The sequence below is a fragment of the Pseudomonas sp. SLBN-26 genome (assembly GCF_006715895.1).
In the GTDB taxonomy this organism is placed as follows: domain Bacteria; phylum Pseudomonadota; class Gammaproteobacteria; order Pseudomonadales; family Pseudomonadaceae; genus Metapseudomonas; species Metapseudomonas otitidis.
This window is the reverse complement of sequence record NZ_VFOB01000001.1, coordinates 1,565,734-1,586,145: the sequence shown is the minus strand read 5'-3', so window position 1 is coordinate 1,586,145 and position 20,412 is coordinate 1,565,734. Positions and strand designations below refer to the sequence as shown.

Sequence of the window (20,412 nt, the reverse complement as noted above, 5' to 3'; positions counted from 1 at the left end):
GTGGGTCCGGTTCAGAGGTGATAGAAGTCGAGCACGGCATTGATCCGGTCGTTCAGCAACAGGATGTGCTTGCGGGTGATCAGCCAGCTGTCGCCATGGGGCTTGAGCCGGTAGGTGACGTGGCCGAAGAACTGCCCGCTCTCGCCCAGGCGATGGAACAGGGTGTGCCAGTTGGCGCGCACCTCCAGTTGGCCATCGGCCTGCTCGGCAATGCGCACGTTGCTGATGCTGTGCAGGGTGCGGGGCATGGGCACGGTGGATGCGGCCTTGCCGGTGCGGATGCGGAACACCCGGTCTTCCAGGCCGGCGCGGCTGGCGTAGTAGATCAGCGACATCTCGCGCTTGGGGTCGCGGGTGTAGACGTGCTCCGAGTCCCACTGCGGCAGGTGGAACTCGCACTGCTCGTCGAACAGCGCGAGGTAGGCGTCCCAGTCCTGGGCGTCGCACAACTCGCAGGCGCGGTAGAGGAATTGCTCGATCCGGTGCTGCAGCGGTGCGTTCATTCGGTCACCTCCTTGGGTTGCAGGGCCTTGCGTTCCAGCCCATCGAGGAGGAAGCGCTGCCAGTGGCGGTGCTGGTTGACGTAGAGGCCTTCGTGGGTGCATTCCACACCGGTCATCAGCGGGGCGATGCCGAGGATCTCGCTGTTGCGGGTGGCCCCTGTGGCCCAGCGCGGGTGCCCGCGGGAGATGTCGCTCCAGCGCTCCAGGCGCCCCTGGAAACCGCGCTGCTGTTCGCGGAATTCCACCAGGTCGTCGGGGGTACCCATGCCGGAGACGTTGAAGAAGTCCTCGAACTGGCGGATGCGGCTCTCGCGGTCGGCGTCCGACTCGCCCTTGACGCCGATGCACTGGCTGATGATCTCGGTCTTGTTCCAGGCCAGCGGCCGCACGATGCGCAACTGGGAGCTGATCTGGTCCATGAAGAACAGGCTGGGGTAGATGTTCAGGTTGCGCAGGCGGTGCATCATCCACTCGGCCTTGGCCTGGCCGTAGGCCTCCACCAGGCGTGGCATCACGCTGGCGTAGCCGGGGCGCACGCTGGGGTTGGGCATGTCGCTGAACAGCACGCTGTGGCCGTTGTGGAAGGAGAACCAGCCGTCGTCGGTCTCGGCATCGCCAGCGCCGAGCTTGCTGTAGTCGAGGGTGGCGCTGGCGGTCCCTTGTGCGGCGTCCACCTGCTGGCGGTGCTGCACGGTGGCCACGTAGTTGTAGTGCACGGTGCTCACGTGGTAGCCGTCGAGGCCGTTCTCGTTCTGCAGCTTCCAGTTGCCGTCGAAGGTGTAGCTGGAACGGCCGGGCAGCACTTCCAGCTCACCGGTGGGGGACTGGGCCACCATCATGTCGAAGAACACCCGCGCGTCGCCGAGGAAGTCCTCCAGGCGGTCGCTGCCGTGAATGTCGAGGCTGACGAAGACGAAGCCCTTGTAGCTCTCGATGCGGGCCTTGTGCAGGCCGCGGGCGGCCTTGTCGAAGCATTCGGAATATTCGCCGGGGGCCTTCACCTTCAGCAGCCGGCCGTCGTTCTTGTAGCACCAGGCGTGGAAGGGGCAGGTGAAGGTGGACTGGTTGCCCTTGCCGACACGGGTGAGGGTGGCGCCGCGGTGCTGGCAGGCGTTGACCAGGGCGTGCAGCTGCCCGCTGGCGTCGCGGGTGACGATCAGTGGCTGGCGGCCGGCCTGCAGGGTGATGAAGTCGTTGGCGTTGGCGATCTCGCTCTCGTGGCAGGCGTAGATCCAGTTGCGCTCGAAGATCAGCTCCATTTCCAGGTCGAACAGCGCCGGCTCGGTGAACATGTCCCGGGCGATGCGGAACACGCCGTCGTGCGGGCGGAAGTCCAGGCAGCCGGTGATGTAGGCCTTCCAGTCGTCGAGGCTTCTTGTCGTGGTGGGCATGGGGGGCTCCAGGCGGTGATTCGGTGGAGCGCATTAGGGGGCGCGGGTGGGGCGGGGGTCTATCCGCTTAGTGGGCGAACACTCGCCGGAAAATCCGCACCCCGGCGGGGCGTGGGGTAACGCTCGCGAGCCTCGGGGTAACGCTTCGAGCGGTGGGGCAGGGTGCCCGTCCGTTTTGTCTATCCGGAAAGTTGAAGAAGCCTGTCCCCAAGATTCGATTCCGGCCTGTGGGACGGCCGTGGCATGGTACTTGCCTTGATCCTGGCAATGCGCCGCCAGAGCGCGCTTCCATAAACCCTCATGGGTGCCGCGTGATGAACCTGAACGAATCCCCTCGTTGCCGGGGCCTGCTCGCCGATCGTTTCGACCTGGCGGGCGCCCGTGCCTGGATGGCGGCCATCTGCGGGCCGCACCAACTGGACGCCGCGCGCCCGGAGCGCATCCGCTTCCACCACAGTGGCAACGTGCTGCCTACCAGCGCCATCACCCTGGGTCATGTGGAGTACGGCACCGACGTCACCATCGGTGTCGGCGAGGAGGCCACCCTCGACTGCTACAGCCTCAGCCTGCCCCTGGGCGGCGAGCAGGAGCTGGACCTCGCCGGCCGCCGCCTGCGCTCCGACCCCGGGCTGGGCCTGGTGCTGTCGCCCGACCAGAGCCAGCGGCTGACCATCGCCGGCAACTGCCGCAAGCTGCAGGTGGCCATCCCGCGACGGGCGCTGGTGGAGGTGCTGGAGGCGTTGCTGGAGCGCAGCATCGTCCAGCCCCTGCACTTCGAACCGCAGATGGACGCAGTCGACGGGGCGACGGGCGCCTGGTGGCGCATGGCCCGCCATCTCACCGATGAACTGGCACGGGGCGCGGCCCTCTACGGCCAGGGGCTGTTCTCCCGGGACCTGGAGAGCGCCTTCATCAAGGGCCTGCTGCTGGCCCAGCCGAACAGCTACAGCGACGAGCTGCAGGCGCGCCAGGCCCCGCAGCTGCCGCATTACCTGGTCCGGGCGCGGGACTTCATGCGCACCCACGCCCAGGAGAACCTCTGCCTGGAAGACATCGAGCGCGCTGCCGGCGTATCGCGCTTCAAGCTGTTCGAGGGGTTCCGCCGGCACTTCGGGGTGTCGCCCATGGCCTTTCTCAAGCGCCATCGGCTGCTGGCGGTGCGCCAGGCACTGCTGGACGACCACCGCCCGCGCAACGTCTCGGCCATCGCCATGGCCTGGGGCTTCACCCACCTGGGGCGTTTCTCCTGCGAGTACCGCAAGCTCTTCGGCGAGCCGCCCAGCGCCACCCTCCAGCGTCTGGCGGCGCAGCGGGACGCCTCCTGCTGAGCGGGGCGGCCGTCCGTCCGCTTAATTCGAGTCGTCACTCGGTCGTCATCAATCTGTCACGGGCGGCGGACGACCATGGCCAGGACGCTGCCACCATTAGGACCTGTCCCATGGCGACAGACGGCGAAAGGCTTGATCCTTGGGCCCTCGTCAACGTTGAAAGGAAAGATCAGGAAACAAACTCGGGCCCCCGGGCCTAGCCAAGCTTCGGAGCATGCCGTATGATCCGCCGCCTAGTACCTAGCTGTAAGTCAGTCCGGTCAGCTGTACTCCGCGACGTCCCCGCGCACCACGGCACCGGTCTCCTCGATGGTCACCTGAACGCAACTTCCCGCCCAATGGCGTTCCCGCGTTCCTGGCCAGCCATCCAGAAGTCTGATCAGGACAGCCGCCGGCCCAGAACCTTGCCGCGGCTACAACCTGGCACCCGAAGTACTTCGTCGGCCCACCTATCGTGGGTGGAACCAAATGCCGACTCATTCACTCCGATAAGGATCATCCGTTGCGCCCATTTGGGCGGCGGATTCGGAGTTTTATTACGCGGCCATGCCGCTTGTATGCAGGACATAACAACATGACCATTCATCATCAGGCCAAAGACGCCATCACCACCCTGACCCGCGCATTCGCTCCGCTGCAGTGCCAGATCACCGCCCCGTCCCGCAAGGGCGGCTTCAGCTTCACCATCGTCAGCGAGTACGGTGTTGCCTGCCACAGCCAGCGCCTCTACCCGGAGCACTACCGTGACTCCAGCCAGCTGCAGCAGGTGATCGACCGCGCCCAGCGTGCGCTGACCGCCTGAGGCGAGTCGGCGTTACCCAAAGCCCCGCACAAGCGGGGCTTTTTCATGGCCGTTGAAACGTGGAGACGAAGCAGGGCGGGCTTTTCGCCAGACGAAAAAAAGCAGCCCGGGGGGGCGGGCTGCATGGATGGCCAAGGGGGATGGCCATGGGAGGAGCTAGGAGCAATACACGATCGGTTCGCGACCGCCACCAGCAGAGGCGGGTGGCAGCAGGGCTGCCGGCGAGTCGATGGGTGGCAGGATAGTCACCGGCTCCCGTGGCGGGAAATCACCTTAGGTAATAGTGACTATCGGCTGCGCTTATCGCCGTCCCCTCAGCGGTTGACGTCCACCACCACGCGCCCGCGTACTTGGCCGTTCAGCAGCTCGCGGGCGACCGGCAGGGCTTCCTCCAGGCTGATCTCGCGGGTGATCGCGTCCAGCAGCGCCAGGTCCAGGTCACGGGCCAGGCGCTCCCAGGCCTCGATGCGGTCGGCCTTCGGGCGCATCACGCTGTCGATGCCGGCCAGGGTCACGCCACGCAGGATGAAGGGCGCGACGCTGGCGGGAAAGTCCATGCCCTGGGCCAGGCCGCAGGCCGCGACCGCACCGCCGTAGCGGATGCCGGCGCAGGCGTTGGCCAGGGTGTGGCTGCCGACCGAGTCGATGGCGCCCGCCCAGCGCTCCTTGCCCAGCGGGCGGCCAGGTTCGGCGAGGCTGGCGCGATCGATGATCTCGCTGGCGCCCAGGCGCTTGAGGTAGTCCGCTTCTTGCGGTCGGCCGGTGGAGGCCGCCACCTGGTAGCCGAGGCGGGCGAGCAGGGCGATGGCGAAGCTGCCGACGCCGCCGTTGGCGCCGGTCACCAGCACCTGGCCCTTGTCAGGGGTCACGCCGTTGCGCTCCAGGGCCAGCACCGAGAGCATCGCGGTGTAGCCGGCGGTGCCGATGGCCATCGCCTGGCGCGGGGTGAAGCCGGTCGGCAGCGGGATCAGCCAGTCGGCCTTGAGGCGCGCCTTCTGAGCCAGGCCGCCCCAGTGGGTCTCGCCCACGCCCCAGCCGTTGAGCAGCACCTTGTCGCCGGCCTTGAAGGCGGGGCTGTCGCTGGCCTCCACGGTGCCGGCCAGGTCGATGCCGGCGACCATGGGGAAGCTGCGCACCACCGGGCTTTTGCCGGTGATGGCCAGGCCGTCCTTGTAGTTCAGGGTGCTGTAGTCGACCTTCACGGTGACCTCGCCCGCAGGCAGTTGCGCCTCGTCCAGCTCCGCCAGCGTGGCGCGGTAGCCGGTATCGTCCTTGTCGATCAGGATGCCTTTGAACATCGGGTGTCTCCTCGTGCGGAACCTAGGGAAAGGGACGGGCTAGCGCGGCAGCCCGGCGAGAAATCCTTGGATGAAGCAGTCCAGCGGCGCATTGCCGCGCACCAGCCGGGCGCGCAGCACGGCGCCTTCCCAGCCGATCCAGAAGAACGCGGCCCAGTGCGCGCAATCCGCCTCCGGAGCCAGCTCGCCTTCGGCCTTGGCGGCCTCCAGGCACAGCGCCAGGCGCTGCTGCCAGCTGAGCAGGATGGCCTCCAGGGATTCGCGGAAGGCCTCCGGCAGCTGGGTCACCTCCTGGCCCAGGTTGCCCACCAGGCAGCCCCGGCGGTAATCGAAGCGTTGCATGCCGGCCTTGGCGTCCTCGACGAAGGCGGCGATGCGCGCCAGCGGCGGGCGCGACGCGTCCAGCAGGCAGCGGTCCAGCTTGCGCGCGAAGTAGTCGGCATAGTTCGCTAGCACCGCGTGGCCGAAGTCTTCCTTGCTCTGGAAGTAGTGGTAGAACGAGCCCTTGGGCACGCCGACGCGGCTCAGCACCGCATCGATGCCGGTGCTGAGGAAGCCCTGCTCGGTGAGGATTTCGGTGCCGCAACGCACCAGGGCGTCGCGGGTGTCGGGGTTGTCGCGATTGACCTTGGGTGGTCGGCCGCGACGGGGCGTGGGTGTGGAATCGGTCATGGCGGGGGATATTAGACCGACTGTCTAGAAAATCAATGGCGGGTGCGTCGCATCGCTCGTACCCGCCTCGCGCCGCGCCCCTTATCCGGCAGCGACGAGCTGGCGGATCGCCTGCTCGAAATACGCCGCCGGCTGGCCACCGCTGATCAGGTGGCGGCCGTTGAGGATCACCGACGGCACCGAGCGGATGCCATGGCTCGTGTAGAAGTGTTCCTCCTCGCGCACCTCCTCGGCGAAGCGGCCGGACTCCAGCACCTCGCGCGCCGCCTCGGCGTCCAGCCCGGCGGCTGCGGCCACGTCCACCAGCACCGCGCGGTCGCTGGGGTTGCGCCCCTCGCTGAAGTAGGCGGCCAGCAGGCCCTGCTTGAGCGCCAGCTGGCGGCCTTCCAGCCCGGCCCAGTGCAGCAGGCGGTGGGCGTCGAAGGTGTTGTAGATGCGCCCGCGCGCCTGCATGTCGAAGCGGAAGCCCACCTCGGCGCCGCGCTGGCGGATGTGCTCGCGGTTGGCCGCCACCTGCTCCGGCGTGCTGCCGTACTTCTGCTGGATGTGCTCGACGATGTCCTGGCCTTCCGGCGGCATGTCGGGGTTCAGCTCGAAGGGCTTGAAGGCGAGCGTGACCGCCACCTCGTCGCCGAGGTTGGCGATGGCCTGCTGCAGCGCGCCCAGCCCCACCGCGCACCAGGGGCAGACCACGTCGGATACGAAGTCGATGTGGATGGCCTTGCTCATGGGCATGCTCCGTGAAGGATGAAAGGCGCCCAGTCTATGCCTCGAAAGCCCGTACCGCGACGTATCGCACGGCTGTCATCGGCAGGCAGTAAAAAAACAGCGGGCGGGTGCCGCTTGGCGGCTTGCGTCGGCGGCATCTTCAACCATGCTTGCTAATCCATCCCGGCTGCTTCGCCGCTCGCGTCCCCGAGCGGCCGTGCCGTTCCCGTCCCGAACCCATCCCGACCATCACGAGGTGAGCCATGGCCCGCGCCACATCCATCGACCGTTACCGCAACATCGGCATCGTGGCCCATGTGGATGCCGGCAAGACCACCACCACCGAGCGGATCCTGTTCTACACCGGGGTCAACCACAAGATGGGCGAGGTGCACGACGGCGCCGCCACCATGGACTGGATGGTGCAGGAGCAGGAGCGCGGCATCACCATCACCTCGGCCGCCACCACCGCCTTCTGGTCCGGTTCGGCCAAGCAGTACGACAAGCACCGCTTCAACATCATCGACACCCCCGGCCACGTCGACTTCACCATCGAAGTGGAGCGCTCCCTGCGGGTGCTGGACGGCGCCGTGGTGGTGTTCAGCGGCGCCGACGGCGTCGAGCCGCAGTCCGAGACGGTGTGGCGCCAGGCCAACAAGTACGGCGTGCCGCGCATCGCCTACGTCAACAAGATGGACCGCGCCGGCGCCAACTTCCTCTGGGTGGTCGGGCAGATCCGCCAGCGCCTCGGCCACACCCCGGTGCCCATCCAGCTGCCCATCGGCGCCGAGGAGAACTTCGAGGGCCAGATCGACCTGCTGAAGATGAAGGCCATCTACTGGAACGACGCCGACCAGGGCACCAGCTTCCGCGAGGAGGCGATCCCCGAGGCCCTGCTCGCCGAGGCCGAGTCCTGGCGGGAGAAGCTGGTGGAAGCCGCCGCCGAAGCCAACGAGACGTTGATGAACAAGTACCTCGAAGGCGAAGCCCTGAGCCTGGAGGAGATCAAGGCCGGCCTGCGCCAGCGCACCATCGCCTGCGAGATCGTCCCCGCCGTGCTGGGCTCCTCCTTCAAGAACAAGGGCGTGCCGCTGGTGCTCGATGCGGTCATCGACTACCTGCCGGCGCCCACCGAGATCCCGGCCATCAAGGGCACCCACCCGGACGACGAGAACCGCCACGACGAGCGCCACGCCACCGACGACGAACCGTTCTCCGCCCTGGCTTTCAAGATCGCCACCGACCCCTTCGTCGGCACCCTGACCTTCACCCGCGTCTACTCCGGCGTGCTCAGCTCCGGCGACTCGGTGCTCAACTCGGTCAAGGGCAAGAAGGAGCGGGTCGGCCGCATGGTGCAGATGCACGCCAACACCCGCGAAGAGATCAAGGAGTGCCGGGCCGGTGACATCGCCGCGCTGATCGGCATGAAGGACGTCACCACCGGCGACACCCTGTGCGACATCGACAAGCCGATCATCCTCGAACGCATGGACTTCCCCGAGCCGGTGATCTCGGTGGCAGTCGAGCCCAAGACCAAGGCCGACCAGGAGAAGATGGGCATCGCCCTCGGCAAGCTGGCCCAGGAGGACCCGTCCTTCCGCGTGCGCTCGGACGAGGAGTCGGGGCAGACCATCATCTCCGGCATGGGCGAGCTGCACCTGGACATCCTCATCGACCGCATGAAGCGCGAGTTCAACGTCGAGGCCAACATCGGCAAGCCCCAGGTCGCCTACCGCGAGAAGATCCGCAACCGCTGCGAGATCGAAGGCAAGTTCGTCCGCCAGTCCGGCGGGCGCGGCCAGTTCGGCCATTGCTGGGTGCGCTTCGAGCCGGGCGAGGAGGGCAAGGACACCCTCGAATTCCACAACGAAGTGGTGGGCGGCGTGATCCCCCGCGAATACATCCCCGCCATCCAGAAGGGCATCGAGGAGCAGATGAAGAACGGCGTGCTGGCCGGCTACCCGCTGCTCGGCCTCAAGGCCACCGTGTTCGACGGCTCCTACCACGACGTCGACTCCAACGAGATGGCGTTCAAGATCGCCGCCTCCATGGCCACCAAGCAGCTGGCGCAGCACGGCGGCGCGGTGCTGCTGGAGCCGATCATGAAGGTCGAGGTGGTCACCCCCGAGGATTACATGGGCGACATCATGGGCGACCTCAACCGCCGGCGCGGCCTCATCCAGGGCATGGACGAAGTGCCGGCGGGACGGGTGATCCGCGCCGAGGTGCCGCTGGGCGAGATGTTCGGCTACGCCACCGTGGTGCGTTCCATGTCCCAGGGGCGGGCCAGCTACTCCATGGAGTTCTCCCGCTATGCCGAGGCGCCGGCCAACATCGCCGATGCCATCATCAAGGGGCATGCCTGAGCCGATCCGGCGGGCCCCAGCGGGCCCGCTGTGTCAGGCGGAGCGGCGGGCGAGGCTGGCCATCTCCAGCGCCACGTCGCGGATCAGCGCGTGCATGCGGCGCTTGCAGAACACCGCCTCGCCGTCGAAGGCGCGGGTCAGCTCCAGCCGGTCGTTGCGGCACATCGACAGCAGCCACTTGCCGTCGGGGCGCGGAGTGACGGCCACGCTGTGGTCGGGAAAGGCGTCGTAGATGTCCTTGATGGCGGTGAACATGGTCCTTCCTCGTGGTGTGTTTGGACCTGACCGCCAATGCAGGGCCCGTGCCAGCGTCCCGACGGGCGGCAACGCCCGTGCGGTCGGCCTTGCCGCAGGCACGCAGCACCAGGTTTCGTGCAGCCTGCACGATGCCGCCTGCGAAGGCCGGGCAACCTGCATGACGGCGTGGCGCGGAAGCCCGGCTGCTGGCTATGCTGCTGCCCCATGAACGACGCCTTCCCCCTGCGCGCCCCCTGCCCACCGGGCACCTGTGACTGCGACCGTGACCGCCTGCTGGAAACGCCGGGCGCCGACCTGCGTGCCCTGCGCCTCACCCGCATGGAAGAGAAGCGCCTGCTGGAGCGCCTGGAGCAGCTGCGGGACCTGGACGACCTCCACCACATGCAGCAGCGCCTGTTCGACCTGCTGGGCGTACGCCTGCACCTGGGCCCGGGCCACAACGAGGTGCGCAGCATGCGTGGCCTCGACATCCGCCTGGAGCCCATGCCGGGCCTGTGCCGCAAGGTGCGCCAGTCCGTGCCGGCGGCCATTCGCCGGGCCCTGGAGCAGCGCCCCGAGATCGCCTGGCGCCTGTTGGACGCCCACGACCTGCTGCGTGACGCCTGAGCGTCATGTCCGACGTGCAGACTGCCCCCATAGACCCGCCGAGCCGCACCATGCCCGACACCTCTGCCGAGCCCCTGACCCCCGTCGCACCCGCCGCCGTCAGCCTGCGCGAGGCGTTGCCGTTCTGGCTGCGGCTCGGCTTCATCAGCTTCGGCGGGCCGGCCGGGCAGATCGCGATCATGCACCAGGAGCTGGTGGAGCGGCGGCGCTGGCTCTCCGAGCGGCGCTTCCTGCATGCCCTCAACTACTGCATGGTCCTGCCCGGGCCGGAGGCCCAGCAGCTGGCCACCTACCTGGGCTGGCTGATGCACCGTACCCTGGGCGGCGTGCTGGCAGGCGTGCTGTTCGTGCTGCCTTCCCTGGTGCTGCTGATCGGCCTGGCCTGGGCCTACCTGGTGTATGGCGAGCAGCCCCTGGTGGCCGGGGTGTTCCGGGGCATCAAACCGGCCGTCACCGCGCTGGTGCTGCACGCTGCCTGGCGCATCGGCTCGCGCACCCTGCATGACCCGGGCCTCAAGCTGCTGGCCGTGGTCGCCTTCCTCGCCGTGTTCGCCCTGGATGCGCCGTTCCCCCTGGTGGTGCTGGGCGCCGGCCTGGTCGGCTGGATCGGCGGGCGCCTGGCGCCCTCACGCTTCCAGCCGGGCGGTCACGCCGGCAGCGTGGCCCACCATGGGCCGGCCCTGATCGACGACGACACGCCTCCACCGCCCCACGCGCGTTTCAACCCGCGTCGGCTGGCGGTCCTGCTGCTGGTGGGCGGGGTGTTGTGGGCGCTGCCCATGGGGCTGCTGCTGGCGGCCTTCGGTCCCGAAGGCACCTTCACCCAGATGGGCTGGTTCTTCACCAAGGCTGCGCTGCTGACGTTCGGCGGCGCCTACGCGGTGCTGCCCTATGTGTTCCAGGGCGCGGTCGAACACTACGGCTGGGTCAGCGCCACCCAGATGATCGACGGCCTGGCCCTCGGCGAGAGCACGCCGGGCCCGCTGATCATGGTGGTGGCCTTCGTCGCCTTCATCGGCGGCTATGCGCAGCAGGTGTTCGGCCCCGAGCAGGCCTTCCTCGCCGGCGCCGGCGCCGCCGTGCTGGTCACCTGGTTCACCTTCCTGCCGTCGTTCCTGTTCATCCTCGCCGGCGGACCGCTGGTGGAGTCCACCCATGGCGAGCTGCGCTTCACCGCGCCGCTGACGGCCATCAGCGCGGCCCTGGTGGGGGTGATCCTCGACCTCGCGCTGTTCTTCGGCTATCACGTGTTCTGGCCCTCGGGCTTCGACGGGCACTTCGACTGGGCCTCGGCCGTGCTGGCCGGGCTCGCCGCCCTGGCGCTGCTGCGCTGGCGGCGCGGGGTGATCGAAGTGCTCGCCTGCGCCGGCGGGCTCGGGCTGTTGCTGCAGTGGGCGGGGATCTGATCCGCCCAGGCTGCGGCCATCTGTAGCTTTTCCGACAGCGAGCCCGGCAGTAGGCTCGCTGCCGTTTCGCAAGCCCGGCTTGCTCCCATTGGCTCGGCAAAGGACTCCGACATGAACCTGCCCCTCCCGCCCCAGGCCCTCCGCTTCATTGGCGACGCCCCCCTCGAACGTGACGAAGTGGGGGAATCGCCCTGTCCCGTCTACGCCTTCGAGCAGCGCGGCGAGCGCTTCTTCCTCAAGCTGTCACCGGCCATCTACGCCCCCACCACCTACAGCGTGGTGCGCGAGGCCGCCGTGCTCGACTGGCTGACCGGGCGCCTGCCGGTGCCGGAACTGGTGCTGGTGGAGGAGGGCGAGGAGCACGCCTGCATGATCACCCGCGCCGTGCCCGGCGTGCCCCTGTACGACCTGGTGGATGACGGCCAGCACGAGCGCGTGCTGGCGGCCTTCCAGGAAGCGCTGCGGCAACTGCAGGGCGTACCCGTGGACGGCTGCCCGCTGCGCGCCGGCATCGCTGAGCGCCTGCGGGAGCTGGACCACCTGTTGGCCAACCGGCTGCTGGCCGACGACGTCGACCTCACCCAGTGGCCCGGCCTGGAAACCACCGGTGACCTGCTGGCGCTGCTGCACAAGGGCCTGCCCGACGAGGGCCGGGTATTCGCCCATGGCGACCTGGGGGACAGCAACCTGTTCATCGACAAGCGCGACCGCCTGTACTTCATCGACCTGGGGCGCGGCGGCGTGGCCGACCCCTGGATGGACATCGCCTTCGCCCACCGCAACCTGAGCGAGGAAATCTCCCCGGCCTTCGCCGACCGCCTGCTGGCGGAGCTGCCCTACCCGGACCAGCCGGAGCGGCGGCGTTACTTCCAGCAGCTCGACGAACTCTTCTAGACGCCCGCCCGCGGCCCCAGTTGCGCGGCGTAGCGCCAGCAGGCGAACGCCGCCAGGGCCAGGCCGGCAAGCGCCAGGCTGCCGCCCACCACCCCCACCTGGGCCAGCCCGACATGGCGGCTGACCAGGCTGCCCAGCAGCGCACCGCCGCCGATGCCGACGTTGTAGAGGCCGGAGAACAGCGCCATGGCCACGTCCGTGGCGTCGTGGGCCTGGCGCAGCACCGCCGACTGCTGGGACAGGCTGAAGGCCAGGATCGCCATCCCCCAGAACAGGCTCAGGCCGGCCAGGGCGAGCCCGCTCGAAGCCAGCGGCAGCAGCAGGAACAGGCACACCGCCAGCAGCAGGGTGGAGGCCAGCAGGAAGGCCCGTGGGCGGCCCTCGCTGTAGCGGCTGAACAGCACCGAACCGAACAGCCCCGCGCCGCCGAACAGCAGCAGGAGCAGGGTGGTCATGCGCCCCTCCAGCCCGGCCACCTGGCGGCTGAAGGGCTCGATGTAGGTGTAGGCGGTGAACTGCGCGGTGATCACGATCACCGTCAGCGCATAGAGCGCCAGCAGCGCCGGGCGCTTGAGCAGCACCGGCAGGCTGCGCAGGGAACCGGAGTTCTGGCTCGGCAGGCGCGGCAGCGTGCGTGCCAGGAAGGCCAGGGTCAGCAGCGACAGCCCGGCGATGGCGAGGAAGGTGGTGCGCCAGCCCATGGCCTCGCCCAGCACCCGCCCCAGGGGGATGCCCAGCACCATCGCCAGGATGGTGCCGGTGGCCAGCAGCCCCAGCGCCTTGGCCTGTCGCCCCGGCGGGGCCACGCGCACCGCCAAAGACGCCGTGATGGACCAGAACACCGCATGGGCCAGGGCGATGCCGATGCGGCTGGCCATCAGCGTGGCGAAGCTGGTGGCCAGGCCCGAGGCCACGTGGCTGGCGGCGAACAGCAGGAACACCCCCACCAGCAGGCGGCGCCGCTCGATGTTGCGGGTCACCAGCATCATCGGCAGCGAGGCCAGGGACACCACCCAGGCGTAGACGGTGAGCATCAGGCCCACCTGGTCGGGGCTCATGTCGAAGCTGTGGCCGATGTCGCTGAGCAGCCCCACGGGCACGAACTCGGTGGTGTTGAAGATGAAGGCGGCCAGCGCCAGGGCCATCACGGCCAGCCAGCTGCCCTGGCGGGCGTCCTCGGAAGGGGTGTCCATCGGTGGGGTCGTCTCGTTCAGGTGGGTTCACGCACCCCGGCGGCAGGACCCGGCGACGGCTTCGCCACCCGGTGCGGATGGCCAGGGAGGGGAGCGGCGGGCTTGTTGTAGGTATGGAGGGGGATACGACGCGTGGCGGATTCTACGCCGCCCGCCCGGGCACTGCACTCCGGGCGGGCGTCGTCGGTCAGGCGTGGCGCGGCACCACGCGGTAGCACGGCTCGTAGGCGGCACCGCCGGGCAGCTTCATGCGGTGCTGCTCGACGAAGGCCTGCAGCAGCCGGTCCAGCGGGTCCATGATCGCGGGGTCGCCGTGGATCTCGTACGGGCCGTGCTCCTCGATCAGGCGGATGCCGGTGGCCTTGACGTTGCCGGCGACGATGCCGGAAAACGCGCGCCGCAGGTTGGCGGCCAGCTCGTGGGGCGGCAGGTCGCGGCTCAGGTCCAGCGCTGCCATGTTGGCGTGGGTGGGGTCGAACGGGTGCTGGTAGCGCTCGTCGATCTTCAGCAGCCAGTTGAAGTGGAAGGCATCGTTGCGCTCGCGGCGGAACTGCTTCACCTCCTTCAGCCCGGCCGAGAGGGTGCGGGCCACCTCGGCAGGGTCGTTGATGATGATGCGGTAGCGCGCCTGGGCCTCGGCCCCGAGGGTGGCGCCGACGAAGGCGTGCAGCTGCTCCAGGTAGGCGGCGGCGCTCTTCGGCCCGGTGAGCACCACCGGGAAGGGCAGCTCGCGGTTGTCCGGGTGCATGAGGATGCCCAGCAGGTAGAGGAACTCCTCCGCCGTGCCCACGCCACCGGGGAAGATGATGATGCCGTGGCCGACACGGACGAAGGCCTCCAGGCGCTTCTCGATGTCCGGCAGGATCACCAGCTCGTTGACGATGGGGTTCGGCGCCTCGGCGGCGATGATGCCCGGCTCGGTCAGGCCCAGGTAGCGACCGCCGACCACCCGCTGCTTGGCGTGGCCGATGGTGGCGCCCTTCATCGGGCCCTTCATCACGCCGGGGCCGCAGCCGGTGCAGATGTCCAGGTTGCGCAGGCCCAGCTCGTGGCCGACGCGCTTGGTGTACTTGTATTCCTCGGTGCTGATGGAGTGGCCGCCCCAGCACACGACGATGCGCGGCTCCACGCCCGGGCGCAGGGTGCGGGCGTTGCGCAGCAGGTGGAAGACGTAGTCGGTGATGCCCTGGGAGCTCTCCACATCGATGCGCAGGCTGTCCAGCTCGCTGGCGGCATAGACGATGTCGCGCAGGGCGCTGAACAGCATCTCGCGGGTGCTGGCGATCATCTCGCCGTCGACGAAGGCGTCGGCCGGGGCGTTCAGCAGTTCCAGGCGCACGCCCCGGTCCTGCTGGTGGATGCGCACCTCGAAGTCCTTGTAGGCATCGAGGATGGTCTTGGCGTTGTCGATGTGGGCGCCGGTATTGAGGATGGCCAGGGCGCACTGGCGGAAGAGGGTGTAGACGCTGCCGGAGCCGGCCTGGCTCAGCTGTTGCACTTCACGTTGGGAGAGGGTCTCGAGGCTGCCCTTGGGGCTCACCGAGGCATTGATCACGTGTCTTTGCGGCATTTCAGATTCCATGGCTGGGATGCGAGGGCATCCGGGGGTGAAAGTCGCCGGGCGCTTTCCTGCGCTGGCGCAGTCGGCCGCTGCTCGCTGCCGGGCGAGGACGGGCCGGGAGGGGATTCTACGCATCCTGTGCGGTGCCCGCGCAACGGGCATCCCCTGTGACAAGCCTGGACAGGCTTTGGTTGCAGGGCGATGAAGGCCGATGCACGGTCGCACCGCCCGTCCGTGCTGCCTGCGCGACAGTGGACAGCCGCTGCGCTGCGATTATTCTGGCGTCATTCCTCCGACCCTTGCGGACGCTTCCCCATGACCCTCACGCCCGACGACATCGCGCGGCTGTTCGAGCTCTACCTGCCCGACCACGCCTGCGACGTGACCCGCCAGGAGGACGGCGCCTTCACCCTGCAGTTCACCCACCGCAGCCGCCACGACGTGCTAACCGTCCCCGGCCTGGCGGCCAGCCAGCTGGCCTCGGCCGGGCTCATCAAGCGCCTCAGCCTCGGCCTGGCCGAGGAATTCGCCGCTGCCGCCCGCAGCCACCTGGCCTTTCGCCTCGCCTGAAGGCAAGCCGGTCCCGGCCCTGTAGAATCACCGCCCTGATCGCAACGAGGGTGGATGGTGGAGCTGCAACAGGGGTTCGTGCTGACCCGACACTGGCGCGACACGCCGTCCGGCACCGAAGTGGAGTTCTGGCTGGCCACCGACGCCGGCCCGCGCCGCGTGCGCGTGGCGCCCCAGGTGTCGGTGGCCTTCATCCCCGCCGAGCAGCGCCCCGCCGCCGAAGCCCTGCTGCGCGAGGAGCGGGGCGTCGAGCTGCGCCCCCTGGCCCTGCGTGACTTCCATCGGCGCCCGGTACTGGGCCTCTACTGCACCCAGCACCGCCAGCTGATCGCCCTGGACAAGGCCCTGCGCCACGCCGGCGTCGACGTCTACGAAGCCGACATCCGTCCGCCGGAGCGCTACCTGATGGAGCGCTTCATCACCGCCCCGGTGCTGTTCGGCGGCCGCGACGACGGCCAGGGCCTGCTGCTGGACGCCCAGCTCAAGCCTGCCCCCGACTACCGCCCGCGCCTGCGCCTGGTGTCCCTGGACATCGAGACCACCGAGTACGGCGAGCTGTACTCCATCGCCCTCGAAGGCTGCGGGCAGCGCCAGGTGTACATGCTCGGCCCGCCCAACGGCGACGCCAGTGGTGTGGACTTCGACCTCGCCTGGTGCGACAGCCGCGCCGAGCTGCTGGAGTGCCTCAACCGCTGGCTGGCCGAGCACGACCCGGACGCCATCATCGGCTGGAACCTGGTGCAGTTCGACCTGCGCGTGCTCAACGACCACGCGCGCCGGCTCAAGGTGCCGCTGCGCCTTGGGCGCGGCGGCGACGTCATGGGCTGGCGCGAGCACGGCACCCGCAGCAACCACTACTTCGCCGACGCCGCCGGGCGGTTGATCATCGACGGCATCGAGGCCCTGCGCTCGGCCACCTGGAACTTCGCCTCCTTCAGCCTGGAGAACGTCGCCCAGGAGCTGCTGGGGGAGGGCAAGGCCATCGACGACCCCTACCACCGCATGGCCGAGATCAACCGCATGTTCGCCGAGGACAAGCCGGCCCTGGCCCGCTACAACCTCAAGGACTGCGAGCTGGTCACACGCATCTTCGAGCACACCCGGCTGCTGGACTTCCTGCTGGAGCGGGCCAGCGTCACCGGCCTGCCGGCCGACCGCAGCGGCGGCTCGGTGGCGGCCTTCACCCACCTGTACCTGCCGCCCATGCACCGTCAGGGCTTCGTCGCGCCGAACCTGGGGGAGAAGCAGCCCGAGGCCAGCCCCGGCGGCTTCGTCATGGACTCCCGCCCGGGCCTCTACGACTCGGTGCTGGTGCTGGACTACAAGAGCCTCTATCCCTCGATCATCCGCACCTTCCTGATCGATCCGATCGGTCTGGTGGAAGGGCTGCACGACCCCCGTGACGAAGCCTCCGTGGAGGGCTTTCGCGGCGCCCGCTTCTCCCGCACCCAGCATTGCCTGCCGGCCATCGTCGAGCGCGTCTGGCAGGGGCGCGAGGCGGCCAAGCGCGAGGGCAACGCGCCGCTGTCCCAGGCGCTGAAGATCATCATGAACGCTTTCTACGGCGTGCTTGGCTCCAGCGGCTGCCGCTTCTTCGACACCCGCCTGGCCTCGTCCATCACCCTGCGTGGCCACGCGATCATGCGCCGCACCCGCGAGCTGATCGAAGCCCAGGGGCACCAGGTGATCTACGGCGACACCGACTCCACCTTCGTCTGGCTCGGCCGTGCCCATGAGGAGGCCGAGGCGGTGGCCATCGGCAGGGCCCTGGTGGCCGGGGTGAACCAGTGGTGGCGCGAGCACCTGGCCCGCGAGTTCGGGCTCACCAGCGCCCTGGAGCTGCAGTTCGAAACCCACTACCAGCGCTTCCTCATGCCGCGCATCCGGGGCGCGGAGGAGGGCAGCAAGAAGCGCTACGCCGGCCTTGTGCGCCGTGATGGCCGCGAGGACATGGTGTTCAAGGGCCTGGAGACGGTGCGTACCGACTGGTCCCCCCTGGCCCAGCGCTTCCAGCAGGAGCTGTACCTGCGGGTGTTCCGTGGCGAGCCCTGGCAGGCCTGGGTGCGCGACTACGTGCAGCGCACCCTCGCCGGCGAACTGGACGACCTGCTGGTGTACCGCAAGCGACTGCGCCGCCGGCTCTCCGACTACCAGCGCAACGTCCCACCCCATGTGCGCGCCGCGCGCCTGGCGGACGAGCACAACCAGGCCCTGGGGCGTCCCCGGCAGTACCAGAGCGGCGGCTGGATCAGCTACGTGATCGCCCTCGCCGGACCCGAGCCGCTGGAGGCCCGGCGCACGCCCATCGACTACGAGCACTACGTCAGCCGCCAGCTCAAGCCGGTGGCGGACGCCATCCTGCCCTTCGTCGGCGGGGACTTCGACAAGCTGCTGGACGGCCAGCTGGAGCTGTTCTGAGGGCAAACGGGACGCACCTCGCGACCCGTGCAAGCCGCCTATGGCGGCGCTTACGGGCCTCGCGTACTCTGGCGGGCATTTGCACTCAAGGAGCCAGAGCATGTACCAGGAAACCGTCACCCTGACCGTCAGCGCGGAACACCGGGGCCGCGAAACCGAGGCGGTGGACAACACCGGCGTCGACATCGGCCTGGAGTCCATTTCCCCCGGGCTGATGCGCGTTCACTTCAACGGCCAGCTGGACGCCCCCGACGAGCCCACCCACGTCTGCATCACCCTGGGCAACGGGCTGACCTACTACGGCCCCATCGCCGGCGGTGAAGCCAACGCCGAAGGCGGCTGGCTCACCTTCGAATGCGACATGATCGACCCCTCCCAGCTGGGTTGAGCCTCACTCCTCGTTGCGCCGGAGGCTGAGCAGTTCGCTGTAGGGCCCGACCGGCGCCTGCCCCGGGCGCTGCCGCAGCAGGCGGATGTCGGTGATGACGTAGCCCAGTTCCTCCAGCCACCCTTCGATGCGGTCGATCGGGCGGGAAGGTGCGGGTAGGCCGGGTTGTTCCAGGGAAAGTATCGAGAAGGCGATGGCCTTGATGTTCGGCAGGCCTCGCGTGTTCATGCGCATGTACCGGGTTTCATCCCGGTAGCGGTAGGTCACCAGCCATTCCATCCGTTCGCAGTTCCATACAACGGGCCGCGCCCTGACCAAAGGCGGGAACCGTATCAGAACGCCGTGGTCGCGCAATGCTGGCGCCCTGATGACAGGGCGCCGTCAGGGCGCGGGGCGCTCCACCAGCTGGGGTTGCAACAGCTCGCCCAGGCGCCGCTTCAGGTCCTCCACCGGTTCCAGGTCGTGGGCGCGGCGCAGGCGTTGCACCGCCTCCGCCGGCCAGTCTTCACGGTTCCAGGCTTCCAGTGCATTGAGCGCCATGTTGCGGTTGCGCACCACGGGGCTGGCCAGGGCCGTGTCCAGCAGGTCCCAGCCCTGGCCGGGAAAGGCGCCCAGGCGCTGGATGATGAAGTCCAGGTCGCCGTGGGCCTGGTACGCCAGGCCCAGCCCCAGGGCCGTGCCCGGCCCGCTGGCGATGGCCGCCAGGTCCAGGCGTTCGCGGGCCAGGTCCAGCACCTGGGCGATGCGGGCCGGGTCGTCGCTCTGCATCAGGTGGTACCAGGCGCTGGAGCGGCCTTCGCGCTGGCGGGTCAGCCAGCGTTCCCAGCAGTCGATGCCAAGGAGGCCGGCGGCCTGGGCCGCCTCGTGGAAGCGCATGTCATCGGCTGCGTCCAGGCCTCGGTTCACCAGGGCCTCCCAGCGTTCCGGCTGGCACAGCTCCCGTGCCCGCCGGAGGATCTCGTCGCGCAGCGCCTCGCTCCAGCCGTGCTCATGCAGCGCGTTCCAGTCGGTATGGGGGCTCTCGATGAAGTCGGCGACCTGGGCGGCAACGATCAGGTGGGCCAGGGCCCGTGGCGGGCGGCGGGCCAGGTGGTCGAGCAGCAGCAGGACCACTTCGGCGCCGTCGGCGTAGTCATGAATGTCCCGCGCCGGGCCGCCTGCCAGCAGGGCACCCACCAGTTCGTTGGCGGCATCCAGCAGGCCGTCGTCGACGTCCTGGCCGCTGAGCGCCGCCAGCAGGTTGCCACCCACCGCACAGGGGTAGGCGAGGTATTCCACCATCACCGCGTTGCGGTAGCCCTCGCGCAGCAGCCAGTCCTGCACCTCGGGCGAGGGGGCCACGGCCAGGCGTTCCACCAGGTGGATGCGCCCCCAGCCATGGACCTTGCGCGCCAGGCTCCACCAGGCACGTTCGCGTTCCGGTGGCGCCAGGCTGCAGCCCAGGGCCACGGCGGCGTACAGGGTGAACTCCTCGTGCAGGCCGAAGGTGAGGAACAGCGCCCGCTGGCTGCCGCTGTCCAGTGCGCCGAGCAGGGCCAGCGCGAACTTCACGGCGCCGCGATCCGGGCTGCTGCGTGCCAGCCACAGGGCCAGCGCGTGCAGCCGTGCGCGGGGCAGGCCGGGGCGGGCCAGCAGGCGTTCGATGAGCGGGTCGATGAAGGCCAGCACGCTGCCATCGGCCACCTGCTGGTAGAGCCGGGGCAGGTTCGGGGTCGGGTCGTCGAGGGTGGCCAGTAGCAGGTCATGGATGGCCTGGGCGGCCTGCAGGTCATCGCCGGCGGCGTGGTGGCCGAGCACGCCGTCCAGCGCGCCGGGTGCCCAGCTCAGCCCATCGCCGTCCCCGGCGTCTTCGTCGGGCAGTTCGAGGCCGCCGGCGGGCAGGCCTTCGGCGGCCTCGGCATAGGGCTGGAGGACGCTGTACAGGCTGGGCCGGGCCGGGTCCCAGGGGATGGGGTAGCCCTGGGTCTGGCCCTTGTCGTCGCGGACGATGCGGAAGAAGGAGGCGATCCAGTTTTTCATCGGGAAGGGGCGTGGCGGCAAACCACTCCTC

General features: G+C 69.0%; 19 protein-coding genes. 9 read left to right on the top strand and 10 right to left on the bottom strand.

The window, feature by feature from the left end:
• Nucleotides 1–11 precede the first annotated feature (11 nt).
• Complete coding sequence (antB, locus tag FBY21_RS07215) at nucleotides 12–503, bottom strand: anthranilate 1,2-dioxygenase small subunit (RefSeq protein WP_142009846.1); 492 nt, start codon at nucleotides 501–503, stop codon at nucleotides 12–14.
• The gene (gene antA, locus FBY21_RS07210; protein ID WP_142009844.1) at nucleotides 500–1,894 is read right to left on the bottom strand and encodes an anthranilate 1,2-dioxygenase large subunit; all 1,395 of its coding nucleotides are present in this window, start codon (nucleotides 1,892–1,894) and stop codon (nucleotides 500–502) included. The genes antB and antA overlap by 4 nt, the downstream gene beginning before the upstream one ends.
• A 314-nt stretch (nucleotides 1,895–2,208) precedes the next feature.
• On the opposite strand from antA, the gene FBY21_RS07205 reads away from it, so the two are divergent.
• Nucleotides 2,209–3,222 (top strand): AraC family transcriptional regulator, encoded by a 1,014-nt coding sequence (locus FBY21_RS07205; protein ID WP_222119518.1) that lies wholly within the window; start codon nucleotides 2,209–2,211, stop codon nucleotides 3,220–3,222.
• Between the two features lie 574 nt (nucleotides 3,223–3,796).
• Nucleotides 3,797–4,024, top strand: coding sequence for a hypothetical protein (locus tag FBY21_RS07200; protein WP_044404113.1), 228 nt, complete (start codon nucleotides 3,797–3,799; stop codon nucleotides 4,022–4,024).
• A 314-nt stretch (nucleotides 4,025–4,338) separates the two neighbouring features.
• Here FBY21_RS07200 and FBY21_RS07195 read toward each other — a convergent pair whose 3' ends face one another.
• The 3 genes from FBY21_RS07195 to FBY21_RS07185 form a co-directional block, all read right to left on the bottom strand.
• Nucleotides 4,339–5,322 carry an MDR family oxidoreductase gene (locus FBY21_RS07195; protein WP_142009842.1) on the bottom strand — a complete coding sequence of 328 codons (984 nt, stop codon included), beginning with the start codon at nucleotides 5,320–5,322 and terminating at the stop codon, nucleotides 4,339–4,341.
• Nucleotides 5,323–5,361: 39 nt separating this feature from the next.
• Complete coding sequence (locus tag FBY21_RS07190) at nucleotides 5,362–5,994, bottom strand: TetR/AcrR family transcriptional regulator (protein WP_074971042.1); 633 nt, start codon at nucleotides 5,992–5,994, stop codon at nucleotides 5,362–5,364.
• A gap of 81 nt (nucleotides 5,995–6,075) precedes the next feature.
• Complete coding sequence (locus FBY21_RS07185; RefSeq protein WP_142009839.1) at nucleotides 6,076–6,723, bottom strand: DsbA family oxidoreductase; 648 nt, start codon at nucleotides 6,721–6,723, stop codon at nucleotides 6,076–6,078.
• 242 nt (nucleotides 6,724–6,965) lie between these two features.
• Here FBY21_RS07185 and fusA point away from each other — a divergent pair, with 242 nt between their 5' ends.
• Complete coding sequence (gene fusA, locus FBY21_RS07180) at nucleotides 6,966–9,068, top strand: elongation factor G (RefSeq protein WP_044404101.1); 2,103 nt, start codon at nucleotides 6,966–6,968, stop codon at nucleotides 9,066–9,068.
• 33 nt (nucleotides 9,069–9,101) lie between these two features.
• Here fusA and FBY21_RS07175 read toward each other — a convergent pair whose 3' ends face one another.
• A complete protein-coding gene (locus FBY21_RS07175) occupies nucleotides 9,102–9,323 on the bottom strand; it encodes a hypothetical protein (RefSeq protein WP_044404098.1) in 222 nt (73 codons plus the stop codon).
• Between the two features lie 207 nt (nucleotides 9,324–9,530).
• Here FBY21_RS07175 and FBY21_RS07170 point away from each other — a divergent pair, with 207 nt between their 5' ends.
• The 3 genes from FBY21_RS07170 to FBY21_RS07160 all read left to right on the top strand — a co-directional run bounded on the left by FBY21_RS07170 (nucleotide 9,531) and on the right by FBY21_RS07160 (nucleotide 12,232).
• Entirely contained in the window at nucleotides 9,531–9,932 is a 402-nt protein-coding gene (locus FBY21_RS07170) for a hypothetical protein (RefSeq protein WP_044404095.1), read from the top strand.
• Between the two features lie 50 nt (nucleotides 9,933–9,982).
• The gene (gene chrA / locus FBY21_RS07165; RefSeq protein WP_142009837.1) at nucleotides 9,983–11,338 is read left to right on the top strand and encodes a chromate efflux transporter; all 1,356 of its coding nucleotides are present in this window, start codon (nucleotides 9,983–9,985) and stop codon (nucleotides 11,336–11,338) included.
• A gap of 111 nt (nucleotides 11,339–11,449) precedes the next feature.
• Complete coding sequence (locus tag FBY21_RS07160; RefSeq protein ID WP_142009834.1) at nucleotides 11,450–12,232, top strand: APH(3') family aminoglycoside O-phosphotransferase; 783 nt, start codon at nucleotides 11,450–11,452, stop codon at nucleotides 12,230–12,232.
• Here FBY21_RS07160 and FBY21_RS07155 read toward each other — a convergent pair.
• Nucleotides 12,229–13,425, bottom strand: a complete 1,197-nt coding sequence (locus FBY21_RS07155) for a sugar transporter (RefSeq protein ID WP_142009832.1) — start codon at nucleotides 13,423–13,425, stop codon at nucleotides 12,229–12,231. The genes FBY21_RS07160 and FBY21_RS07155 overlap by 4 nt on opposite strands.
• 187 nt (nucleotides 13,426–13,612) lie before the next feature.
• Nucleotides 13,613–14,995: a nucleotide 5'-monophosphate nucleosidase PpnN gene (gene ppnN, locus FBY21_RS07150; RefSeq protein ID WP_044404085.1), complete on the bottom strand. Its 1,383-nt coding sequence runs from the start codon at nucleotides 14,993–14,995 to the stop codon at nucleotides 13,613–13,615.
• A 306-nt stretch (nucleotides 14,996–15,301) separates the two neighbouring features.
• Here ppnN and FBY21_RS07145 point away from each other — a divergent pair, with 306 nt between their 5' ends.
• The 3 genes from FBY21_RS07145 (at nucleotide 15,302) to FBY21_RS07135 (ending at nucleotide 18,362) form a co-directional block, all read left to right on the top strand.
• Nucleotides 15,302–15,556 carry a hypothetical protein gene (locus FBY21_RS07145; protein WP_142009829.1) on the top strand — a complete coding sequence of 85 codons (255 nt, stop codon included), beginning with the start codon at nucleotides 15,302–15,304 and terminating at the stop codon, nucleotides 15,554–15,556.
• Between the two features lie 57 nt (nucleotides 15,557–15,613).
• On the top strand, nucleotides 15,614–17,974 hold the full coding sequence (locus FBY21_RS07140; RefSeq protein WP_142016318.1) for a DNA polymerase II: 2,361 nt from the start codon (nucleotides 15,614–15,616) through the stop codon (nucleotides 17,972–17,974).
• A gap of 100 nt (nucleotides 17,975–18,074) precedes the next feature.
• On the top strand, nucleotides 18,075–18,362 hold the full coding sequence (locus FBY21_RS07135) for a hypothetical protein (protein ID WP_044404077.1): 288 nt from the start codon (nucleotides 18,075–18,077) through the stop codon (nucleotides 18,360–18,362).
• A gap of 3 nt (nucleotides 18,363–18,365) precedes the next feature.
• Here the strand turns inward: FBY21_RS07135 and FBY21_RS07130 are convergent, their stop codons facing one another.
• Nucleotides 18,366–18,641: a hypothetical protein gene (locus FBY21_RS07130; protein WP_044404075.1), complete on the bottom strand. Its 276-nt coding sequence runs from the start codon at nucleotides 18,639–18,641 to the stop codon at nucleotides 18,366–18,368.
• A 102-nt stretch (nucleotides 18,642–18,743) separates the two neighbouring features.
• Entirely contained in the window at nucleotides 18,744–20,381 is a 1,638-nt protein-coding gene (locus FBY21_RS07125; RefSeq protein ID WP_142009827.1) for a hypothetical protein, read from the bottom strand.
• Nucleotides 20,382–20,412: the final 31 nt, after the last annotated feature.

Excerpts from the sequence above, each read along its gene's own strand:
- FBY21_RS07130 (WP_044404075.1), bottom strand. The coding sequence starts at position 18,641 with ATGGAATGGCTGGTGACCTACCGCTACCGGGATGAAACCCGGTACATG.
- FBY21_RS07200 (WP_044404113.1), top strand. The coding sequence starts at position 3,797 with ATGACCATTCATCATCAGGCCAAAGACGCCATCACCACCCTGACCCGC.
- chrA (WP_142009837.1), top strand. The coding sequence starts at position 9,983 with ATGCCCGACACCTCTGCCGAGCCCCTGACCCCCGTCGCACCCGCCGCC.
- FBY21_RS07160 (WP_142009834.1), top strand. The coding sequence starts at position 11,450 with ATGAACCTGCCCCTCCCGCCCCAGGCCCTCCGCTTCATTGGCGACGCC.
- FBY21_RS07125 (WP_142009827.1), bottom strand. The coding sequence starts at position 20,381 with ATGAAAAACTGGATCGCCTCCTTCTTCCGCATCGTCCGCGACGACAAG.
- antA (WP_142009844.1), bottom strand. The coding sequence starts at position 1,894 with ATGCCCACCACGACAAGAAGCCTCGACGACTGGAAGGCCTACATCACC.
- fusA (WP_044404101.1), top strand. The coding sequence starts at position 6,966 with ATGGCCCGCGCCACATCCATCGACCGTTACCGCAACATCGGCATCGTG.
- FBY21_RS07190 (WP_074971042.1), bottom strand. The coding sequence starts at position 5,994 with ATGACCGATTCCACACCCACGCCCCGTCGCGGCCGACCACCCAAGGTC.
- FBY21_RS07195 (WP_142009842.1), bottom strand. The coding sequence starts at position 5,322 with ATGTTCAAAGGCATCCTGATCGACAAGGACGATACCGGCTACCGCGCC.
- FBY21_RS07185 (WP_142009839.1), bottom strand. The coding sequence starts at position 6,723 with ATGAGCAAGGCCATCCACATCGACTTCGTATCCGACGTGGTCTGCCCC.
- FBY21_RS07170 (WP_044404095.1), top strand. The coding sequence starts at position 9,531 with ATGAACGACGCCTTCCCCCTGCGCGCCCCCTGCCCACCGGGCACCTGT.
- ppnN (WP_044404085.1), bottom strand. The coding sequence starts at position 14,995 with ATGCCGCAAAGACACGTGATCAATGCCTCGGTGAGCCCCAAGGGCAGC.
- FBY21_RS07205 (WP_222119518.1), top strand. The coding sequence starts at position 2,209 with ATGAACCTGAACGAATCCCCTCGTTGCCGGGGCCTGCTCGCCGATCGT.
- FBY21_RS07155 (WP_142009832.1), bottom strand. The coding sequence starts at position 13,425 with ATGGACACCCCTTCCGAGGACGCCCGCCAGGGCAGCTGGCTGGCCGTG.
- FBY21_RS07145 (WP_142009829.1), top strand. The coding sequence starts at position 15,302 with ATGACCCTCACGCCCGACGACATCGCGCGGCTGTTCGAGCTCTACCTG.
- FBY21_RS07135 (WP_044404077.1), top strand. The coding sequence starts at position 18,075 with ATGTACCAGGAAACCGTCACCCTGACCGTCAGCGCGGAACACCGGGGC.
- FBY21_RS07175 (WP_044404098.1), bottom strand. The coding sequence starts at position 9,323 with ATGTTCACCGCCATCAAGGACATCTACGACGCCTTTCCCGACCACAGC.
- antB (WP_142009846.1), bottom strand. The coding sequence starts at position 503 with ATGAACGCACCGCTGCAGCACCGGATCGAGCAATTCCTCTACCGCGCC.